Source organism: Georgenia deserti (assembly GCF_042680605.1).
Lineage (GTDB): Bacteria > Actinomycetota > Actinomycetes > Actinomycetales > Actinomycetaceae > Allobogoriella > Allobogoriella deserti.
This window is the reverse complement of the sequence record NZ_JBHUEE010000005.1, coordinates 203816-212609: the sequence shown is the minus strand read 5'-3', so window position 1 is coordinate 212609 and position 8794 is coordinate 203816. Positions and strand designations below refer to the sequence as shown.

Below are 8794 nucleotides of genomic sequence, written 5' to 3'. Positions count from 1 at the left end.
CTCGTCATTCCTGCACCCACTCGTCATTCCTGCACCCACTCGTCATTCCTGCACCCACTCGTCATTCCTGCACCCACTCGTCATTCCTGCACCCACTCGTCATTCCTGCACCCACTCCTCACACCTGATCCCCGAACCCGAAGGAGCATGACGTGACCGCCCCCGCCGAACCCATGCACGAGCTGGCTCACCTCGGGCACGCCTCGCTGTTCACACCCACACCGGAGGCGACGTGCAGCTACTTCGTCGATCTGCTGGGGATGGACCTCCTCGAGGAGCGGGACGGTTCGTCCTACCTGCGCGCCTACGGTGACTACGAGCGCTGGACCGTCAAAGTCACCGGCGCGGACCGGGCCGGCGCGGAGTACATCTCCTGGCGCACCTCGAGTCCGCAGGCTCTCGACCGGCGGGTGACGTGGCTGGAGAGCGCCGGTCACGGGGGCCGATGGGTGGATCAGGAGTTCGGCAAAGGCCCCGCGTACGAGTTCGACGACCCGGACGGGCACACCTTCCGGCTCTACTTCGAGACCGAGCGGTACGTCGCCCCCGAGGGCAAGCGCCCGGTGATCCCGGTCAACATCCAGGCGTACGCCGGTCGCGGCGCCAACGTGCACCATCTGGACCACGTCAATCTGTTGGCGAGGGACGTGCGCGTCTGCCGTGAGTTCTGGGAGGAAGGATTCGGGCTCCGCACCTACGAGATCATCGAGCGTCCGGACGGCGACGGCGAACTCGGCGCCTGGATGTCCAGTTCCATCCAGGGGCACGAGCTCATCTACACGCAGGAGAACACGTCCGGCCACGGCCGCCTGCACCACCTGGCCTACGTCGTCGAGTCCCGCGAGGAGGTGCTGCGTGCGGCCGAGATCATGGCCGACGCCCTCATCTACATCGAGGCCGGGCCGTCGCGGCACACGGCTATCCAAGGGTTCTACCTCTACACGCGTGAGCCGGGCGGGAACCGGATCGAGGTCGCCAACGGCGGGTATCTGGTCTTCGCGCCGGACGCCGAACCGTACGTATGGACCGCCGAGGAGTGGGCGACCAAGCCCGGCTGGGGCGCGCGGATCCCCCCGGAGTTCCACGTCTACGGCACCCCGGTGGTCGATCCGGAGCAGGAGATGACCACGTGAGCGGCTCGGTGCGCCGCCGCCCGCGCCGGCCCGATGAGCTCGACGCCGAGCAGCGGGCGGTCTACGACCGGATCGTCGGCGGTCCACGCGGTTCACAGGCGGGTCAGGTGCCCGTCACCAACGACGACGGCTCTCTGGCAGGACCGTTCGATCTGATGACGATCGCGCCCGCGGTCGGTGACGCCGTCCAGCAGGTCGGCGCGGCGATCCGGTTCACGACGAGCCTCGAGCCGCTCGTGCGGGAGGCGGCGATCCTGCTGGTGGCCGCTCGCCACGGGTGTGAGTTCGAGTGGCGCGCGCACGCCGGCGCGGCGCGGGCGGCAGGCGCGGGCGAGGACCAGCTCGCCGAGCTCGGCGCCGGGCAGGTCCCGGCAGGTCTGACCGCGGAACAGGCGCAGGCCTTGGCGGCGGTGCGGGCCATGCTGGTCAACGGCCGCCTTGACGACGCCGAGTACAGCGCTGCGAGCGACCAGCTCGGCGAGCGCACCCTCGCGGAGCTGGTCTGGCTGTGCGGGTACTACTCGATGCTCGCGCTCGCGCTGGCCGTGTTCACGCCGACGTCGGACGAGCCGGAGTAGCCGTCGAGATCGTCGTTTCGGGTGCTGTCAGCGCCCGAAACGACGATCTCGACGCAGCAGGTCACGCCCGGCCGAGCCGTCAGACGTGGCAGCAGCCCTTGGTCATGTACGTGTGCAGGCCGCTCGCTGCCGCGGCCGCCGTGGTCGTCGCGGCGGTGTCAGTGGAGGTGTCGGATGCGGTGTCGTAGACGACGTCACCGCCCACCACCGTCATCCCCACCGGCAGATCCACGATCTCTTCCGAAGGGGTGTCCAACAGGTCACCGTCGAGGACGACCAGGTCGGCTGCCATGCCCTCGCTAAGCGCGCCCTTCCAGGCCTCGGCGTGGTCCTGCCAGGCACCGGCGGTGGTGTACGTGGCCAGCGACTCTTCCAGCGAGATGATCTCGTCCGCACCGAACACCTCGCCGGTGGCCAGGCTCTTCCGCGTCAACATCGCCGCCAGCCCCTCACGGAAGTTGGGGAAGCCGACCACTGGCGCGTCGGACGCACTGCCGACGTGCACGCCGGTGTCCAGGGCGGTCCGGTACGGCCACTGATAGTCGGCGCGCTCCCGCCCGATGATGTCGACCAGCTGGTGCGAGAGGGACCGCTTGATCTGCGGGTTGAAGCTCGCCCCGAACCCGTAGTCGGCCATGCGCCGGAGGTCCTCGGGCGTGGTTAGATCGCCATGGATGACGTAGTGCCGCAGGTCCCGGCCACCGAGCTCATCGACCGCGACGGCATAGGCGTCGACGACGGCGTTGATCGTGCGGTCGCCGGTGGCGTGGGTGCCCACCTGGAAGCCCATGTCGTGCGCCGTCATGACCCAGTCGTTCAGGATCTCGAGCTGTTCCTCCACGGAACCGCCGGGCAGCGTCAGGCCACCGGTGCCGCCGCCGACGTACGGCTCGGAGACCCACGCGGTGCGGGCTTGGGTGGGCACGCCGTCGGCGAAGATCTTCACCTGGCTGACATTGAGCCACGACGGGTCCGTGTCCAGCTCTCGCGCAGTCGTCAGCGTCTGCCGCAGGTCGCCGGCACTCGACGCGGCGATCATGATGGTGAACCGTTGCCGGATCTCGCCCGCGCCGAGCATGTCCTGGTACAGCGCGACCGAGTCGAGTCCAATCCCGGCGTCGGTGACGGAGGTGATGCCGTGCCGGTGCATGAGGTCGACGGCGGTGGTCATCCCGAGGCGCTTCTCGTCGTCGGTGAAGTCGGGGACCTCGACCAGGCCGGCCGCCCCCTCGAACAGCAGCCCGGTCGGCTCACCGTCACCGTCCTTGACGATCTCCCCGCCGGGCGGCGGGACGGTGTCCCGCGTGATGCCGGCGAGTTCGAGCGCCCGGGTGTTGACCAGTAATGCGTGACCGGACCACTCGCGCAGCGCGATCGGGTTGTCGGGGCTGACGTCGTCGAAGTCGTGGCGGGTGGGGTAGCGGCCCTCCGCGAGGTACCCCTGGTCCCAGCCGAATCCCCGGATCCAGTCCCCGGGCTCTTTGTCCTGGGCCGCCTGGGCCACCAGGTCACGGATGTCGGCGATGGAGGTGACGGCGTCGCGGCTGAGATCGAGGGTCAGCGGCGGTTGGTTCGTCCCCAGGCTCATGGGGTGGAAGTGCGCGTCGTTGACCCCCGGGATGACGGTGCGCCCGCGCAGGTTGACCGACTCGGTCCGAGAGTTCGTGAACCGGCGCAACTCCCGGGTCCGGCCGACGGCGAGCACCTGGCCGTCCTTGATCGCGATCGCCTCATGAGGGGCGAACCGTCCGTCCATCGTCAGGACGCTGCCGTTGTACAGGAGCAGATCCGCCTTGTTGTGCCCGATACCCCGCCCGTTCCCCCGGCCGCTGCCGGGTGAGGCCACGGCGCCGGTGCCGCCGAGGGCGCTCAGTGCGACCCCGGCTCCGGCGCCCTGGAGAAAGTGGCGCCGCCCCACGTGCTTCGATCGTTCAGTCATGGTGCCTCCATGCCTCGTCGAGCCCGTGGCGCCACGGTCCCCGCACCGATGCGAGGGGGCCACGGGGTGAGTCGCCCCCATGCTTCCGGCACGGGCCACGGCCGTCTTGTGCCTGCCTGTGCTGCCGTTGTCGTCGGGTGTGGCGCACGAAAGCACGACAAGACCACCTCAGACGCGGCGGCAGTCGTCAGACGTGGCAGCAGCCCTTGGTCATGTACGTGTGCAGGCCGCTCGCTGCCGCGGCCGCCGTCGTCGTCGCGGCGGTGTCGGTGGAGGTGTCGGACGCGGCGTCGTAGACGACGTCACCGCCCACCACCGTCATCCCCACCTGGAGGTCGACGATCTCCTCGGCAGGGGTGTCGAGCAGGTCGCCGTCGAGGACGACCAGATCGGCCGCCATCCCGTCGGCGAGGGTGCCCTTCCAGTCCTCGGCGTGGTCCTGCCAGGCACCCGCCGTGGTGTAGGTGCCAAGTGCCTGCTCGAGCGAGATGACCTCATCCTCGCCGAACACCTCGCCGGTGGCCAGGCTCTTCCGCGTCAACATCGCGGCCAGTCCCTCGAGGAAGTCGGGGAAGACGTTCGGCGCGTCCGACGCGCTGCCAACGTGCACGCCGGCGTCGAGCGCCGTGCGGTAGGGCCACTGGTAGTCGGCGCGCTTCCGCCCGATGATCTCGACGATCTGGTGCGCGAACGAGGTCTTGATCTGCGGGTTGAAGCTCACGCCGAAGCCGTGGCGGCCCATGCGGCGCAGGTCCTCCTGCGCGGCGAGGTCCCCGTGGATGACGTAGTGCCGCAGCCCGCCGCCGAGTTGGTCGGCTGCGGCCTCGTAGGCATCGACGACGGCGTTGATCGTGCGGTCGCCGGTGGCGTGGGTGCCCACCTGGAAGCCCTCTGAATGAGCGGTGAGCACCCAGTCCTGCAGGGTCGCGAGCTGCTCGTCGACCGTGCTCCCGGGCAGGGCGAGCCCGCCCGTCCCGCCGCCGACGTACGCCTCGGAGACCCAGGCCGTGCGGGCCTGGGTCGGCACGCCGTCGCCGTAGATCTTCACCTGGTCCGCCTGCAGCCAGGACGGGTCGGTCTCGATGTCTCGAACCGCTCGCAGCTCGTCGGGCAGGTCGACGCCGACCTCGGCGAGGATCATGGCCGTGACCCGCTGGCGGATCTGACCGGCGGCCTGCAGGTCGCGGTACATCCGGATCGTCGCCGCGTCGGTGCCGGCCTCGGTCACCGAGGTGATGCCGCCCTGGTGCATGATCTCGACGGCACGGCGCAGGCCCTGTCGCTTCTCCGCGTCGGTGAACTCGGGGATCACCTCCTCGATGAGGTCGGTCGCTGACTCCAGCAGCATGCCGGTCGGCTCGCCGTTACCGTCCTTGACGATCTCCCCACCCTGGGGCGGTTCGGTGTCCCGGGTGATGTTCGCCGCCTCGAGTGCTGCGGTGTTCACCCAGGCCGCGTGGCCCGACCATTCGCGGAGGTAGGCCGGGTTGTCCGGGCTCACGTCGTCGATGTCGTGGCGGCTCGGGTACCGCCCTTCGGCCAGGTAGCCCTGGTCCCATCCGTAGCCCCGGATCCACTCCCCCGGCTCCTTCGACCCGACCGCCTCGGCGACGGCGTCGCGGATGTCGGCGATCGAGGAAACCGCCTGCCGGCTCAGGTCCAGGGTGAGCGGTGGTTGGTTCGTCCCCATACGCAGCGGGTGGTAGTGGGCGTCGTTGACCCCCGGGATGACGGTGCGCCCGCGCAGGTTGACCGACTCGGTCCGAGAGTTCGTGAACCGGCGCAACTCCCGGGTCCGGCCGACGGCGAGCACCTGGCCGTCCTTGATCGCGATCGCCTCATGAGGGGCGAACCGTCCGTCCATCGTCAGGACGCTGCCGTTGTACAGGAGCAGATCCGCCTTGTTGTGCCCGATACCCCGCCCGTTCCCCCGGCCGCTGCCGGGTGAGGCCACGGCACCGGTGCCGCCGAGGGCGCTCAGTGCGATCCCTGCGCCCGCCCCCTGCAGCACGCTGCGGCGTCGCACGTTCCGTCGAGCTGCCGACCGATCCATGGCTGACCTCCGATGTCAGGTTCGTCGCTCGTGGCACGGCAAGGCGTGCTCTCTCCTGCATCGTCGGCCCGGCGCTGCGCGCCCGTCTTGCGCCGCGGCGCCCGCTCCTTGTCCCTGCGTGTGACGGGCGCCTGCTGCTGGCCGCCTGTCCTCGTGGCGCGCACGGCGCCTCCTGACGGCGACTGGTGCGAACGCTCAGTGCCCGCACGAGCACTGGTGGTCGCCACCGTGGTGCCGGGCCTGGCTCCAGTCCGGCACGTCGAGGGCCGGGTTGGAGTCGAGAAATCCGTGCGGCTTGAGCCAGAAACCCGAGTAGTCGACCGGCATGACCGGCCAGTCCTCCGGCCGAGGGATGTGGGTCGGTCCGAACGTGTGCCACAGCACGACGTCGGTGTCCTCGATCGACCGGCCCGCCTCGACCCACGTGCCGAGCCCGTCGCCCGCGTGCTGGTTGGGGAACTCACCCGCCGGGAAACGCTCCGCGGCGTCGAACGGCGTCGCCCACAGGTGGTGCTGGGCGAAGGTCGCGCGCCGGGCCGCCGAGGATCCGGGTTGGGCCATCAGCCGAGGACCGGCCATCGGTGTGAGTTGGTAGGCGGTAGGCTTCCCGACGCCGTTGCGGCGTCCGGTACTGGTCACGTACCAGCGGCGCCCGGCCTCGGAGTCGGCGTCGCGGGCCGTCTCCGAGCGCAACGGCGTGCGCCGCCAGGTGAACGCGTTGCCGTGCGGGTTCTCCGGACCGATCGGGATGCCGACGAGCTCCTCCTCCTCCACAGAGTTCGCCAGGCCGTCGACGGCCATGTCGAGCCGGGCGCAGAAGATGTGCTGGTGGACCGGGGCGAGGATGCCCGGGGCGATCTCCGGCGCGTGCCGGTTCTCGGTCCCCGGTTCACCCGCGCCGACGAAGACGATGCCGGTCGCCTTGGTCTCCATCTGGATGGAGCCGTCGAGGTAGAAGTACCAGAAGAAGCCGTAGTCGTAGTTGCCGACCGTCGCGAAGTAGGAGAGCACCAACCGGCGCGAACGCCGCACCTGGGGCTGCTCCCCCACCTCGGTGTGCTTCCAGAGGATGCCGTAGTCCTCCTCATGCATGCAGACCGCGTGCGGGATCGGCATGGGGTTGCCGTGATCGTCGGCGACGACGGCGTCGAAGTAGTGGATGACCCCGAGGCAGTCACAGCCCAGCTTCAGCGAGTTGGCGTTCTTGCCGAGGAGGTACTCGCCCGCGTCGAAGTAGCTGATCCAGTACCGGGTCACGTCGGTGTCGCCGTAAGGGACCACCATCTCCGGTACGGACGCGCGATAGATGACCGAGCGGTCCTCCTGCCCGTCCCGGAAGCTGATCTGATTGAGAACCAGGCCTTCCTGGGCGTTGAACCCCACCCGCATCGTCCAGTTCTCCCAGCGCACAAGGCTGCCCTCGACACGGAACGACGGCCCTTCGGGCTGGGTGATCTCCAGCGGTTTGAGGGAGGTCCGGGGCTCGCCGACGTGATCGGGCGTGTAGTGCCAGTCGCCGCTCGGGACCGGGACCTCGCCCTCGTCCGTGAGCTCGACGACCTCCCCGGCGGTGAGGTCGACGAGGGCGATGAGGCCGGCCACCGGGTGCGCCCACGGGTTGTCGCCGTCGTAACGGCGGTGGAAGGTCAACGACCGGATCATCCGGTGCCCGGCGTATCCCTCGTGGGGGAAGTACCCGGGTGCGAGCGGGGCGACCAAGCTGTGTGAGGTGTCGGTGATGCCGCGCCGGGCCATGGCCGCCTGCCAGCGACGGTCCGCCATGACGATCTCCGAGGCGCGCTCGTACTCCTCGAACAGGTACTGGGGCTGTCCATACGGGTGCGTGCCGGTCGGGACATCCCGACGATCGAGAACGACTCCCTCCGTCACCGAGACCACCGCCTCACGGACCGCGCCGGAATCGGTCTCCAGAAGCGTGACGCGCAGGCTCCGGTCGAAGTCGTCGGCGCCGTCGACGTGGCCGAGGACGAGGTCCTTCGCCGGCTCGACCGGCAGGATCCGCGGCACTCTCGTCGTCTCGGTGAGGTCGCCCGACTCGACCAGGATCCGGCGTGCGGCCGTGATCTCCTGCGCCGTCACCATGTCGAGCGGGTGGGTGACCCCGAACGACGACGGTGGCGCGACCGGACGCATGGTCTCCGTCAACTGCCCCTCCTCAACGCACTGGTGGGGCGCTGACGTGCCCCAGGCGGTCAGGATATGGGCGGGGCCGGCGGCGCCGTCGGCGCGCGCGGCGCCTCGGCCACGCAGCGTCAAACGGTGTGCGTTCCGCGACAACCACGGTCGTCGCCCAACGCGCGGTCACCCGGTAACTGTGCCGGCCAACGGGTCGACGGACGAGAAGCTGCGGCGGCCGGCGTCGGTCAGCCAGGGAGCCAGCAACTGCCGGATGACCTGCCACTGACGCTCCGGCTCGGCGACGGGGGTCCGCAGGACATGCTCGACCTGGTACCCGACGGCCAGGACCAGCACGGTGTCCGAGAGGAGGACGAGCGGGGCGTGCGGCGAGACCTCACCGAGGTGGACCGCGTCTCCGAGGTGTCCGCGCAGCATTCCCCGCCACTGCTCCTCCACCTCGTTCTGGAACGCGCCCAGTGACGGCTTTGCCGGGACGCGGCCCCAGAAGCTCGTGACCACGTGCGCCTCGTCCCGGGTGACCTTGTCGAGAGGGTTGAGTTCGCGCACCATCGCGATGAACGCGGCCAGGCCGGCCTTGTCCCCGGTCGAATCCGAGATCCTGGCCGTGGTCCGGTCGAAGATGAGTTGAAAGGCGCGGAACAGCACCTCGTCGAACCCGTCGAAGTAGTGCCAGAGCGCTCCGGTCGAGACACCGAGCTCCGTGGCGAGCGCGCGCGTGCTGGCCGCCTCCATCCCGTCGCGGGCGACGATCCGCAGGTAGGTCTCGACGATGTGGCGGCGTCGCGCTTCGCGATCGACGATCTTCGGCATGGCGTGATTCTCGCTCCGGCGGCCACGCCCCCGCGAGCCTGTGTCGCGGCGCGGGACCTTTACGGGACTGCAACAGCTCGGTAACCTACTTTGAGCACTCGCTCAATAACGTCACCGGCAA

Annotated in this window: 6 protein-coding genes; 2 read left to right on the top strand and 4 right to left on the bottom strand. The window is 69.7% G+C overall.

All coding sequences use genetic code 11. The features are described from left to right. The first annotated feature begins 152 nt into the window (after positions 1 to 152). Both ACFSE6_RS11105 and ACFSE6_RS11100 read left to right on the top strand, forming a co-directional pair. The gene (locus ACFSE6_RS11105; protein ID WP_388006574.1) at positions 153 to 1133 is read left to right on the top strand and encodes a VOC family protein; all 981 of its coding nucleotides are present in this window, start codon (positions 153 to 155) and stop codon (positions 1131 to 1133) included. Beyond that, entirely contained in the window at positions 1130 to 1711 is a 582-nt protein-coding gene (locus ACFSE6_RS11100; protein ID WP_388006571.1) for a carboxymuconolactone decarboxylase family protein, read from the top strand. The genes ACFSE6_RS11105 and ACFSE6_RS11100 overlap by 4 nt, the downstream gene beginning before the upstream one ends. Positions 1712 to 1790: 79 nt before the next feature. On the opposite strand, the gene ACFSE6_RS11095 is transcribed toward ACFSE6_RS11100, so the two are convergent. The 4 genes from ACFSE6_RS11095 to ACFSE6_RS11080 form a co-directional block, all read right to left on the bottom strand. Continuing rightward, entirely contained in the window at positions 1791 to 3650 is a 1860-nt protein-coding gene (locus ACFSE6_RS11095; RefSeq protein ID WP_388006568.1) for an amidohydrolase, read from the bottom strand. A gap of 187 nt (positions 3651 to 3837) precedes the next feature. Further along, the gene (locus ACFSE6_RS11090) at positions 3838 to 5676 is read right to left on the bottom strand and encodes an amidohydrolase (protein WP_388006565.1); all 1839 of its coding nucleotides are present in this window, start codon (positions 5674 to 5676) and stop codon (positions 3838 to 3840) included. 222 nt (positions 5677 to 5898) lie between these two features. Beyond that, positions 5899 to 7857, bottom strand: coding sequence for a primary-amine oxidase (locus ACFSE6_RS11085; RefSeq protein WP_465254145.1), 1959 nt, complete (start codon positions 7855 to 7857; stop codon positions 5899 to 5901). Positions 7858 to 8025: 168 nt separating this feature from the next. Next, on the bottom strand, positions 8026 to 8673 hold the full coding sequence (locus ACFSE6_RS11080; RefSeq protein WP_388006559.1) for a TetR/AcrR family transcriptional regulator: 648 nt from the start codon (positions 8671 to 8673) through the stop codon (positions 8026 to 8028). Positions 8674 to 8794 lie beyond the last annotated feature (121 nt).

Excerpts from the sequence above, each read along its gene's own strand:
- ACFSE6_RS11095 (WP_388006568.1), bottom strand. The coding sequence starts at position 3,650 with ATGACTGAACGATCGAAGCACGTGGGGCGGCGCCACTTTCTCCAGGGC.
- ACFSE6_RS11085 (WP_465254145.1), bottom strand. The coding sequence starts at position 7,857 with ATGCGTCCGGTCGCGCCACCGTCGTCGTTCGGGGTCACCCACCCGCTC.
- ACFSE6_RS11080 (WP_388006559.1), bottom strand. The coding sequence starts at position 8,673 with ATGCCGAAGATCGTCGATCGCGAAGCGCGACGCCGCCACATCGTCGAG.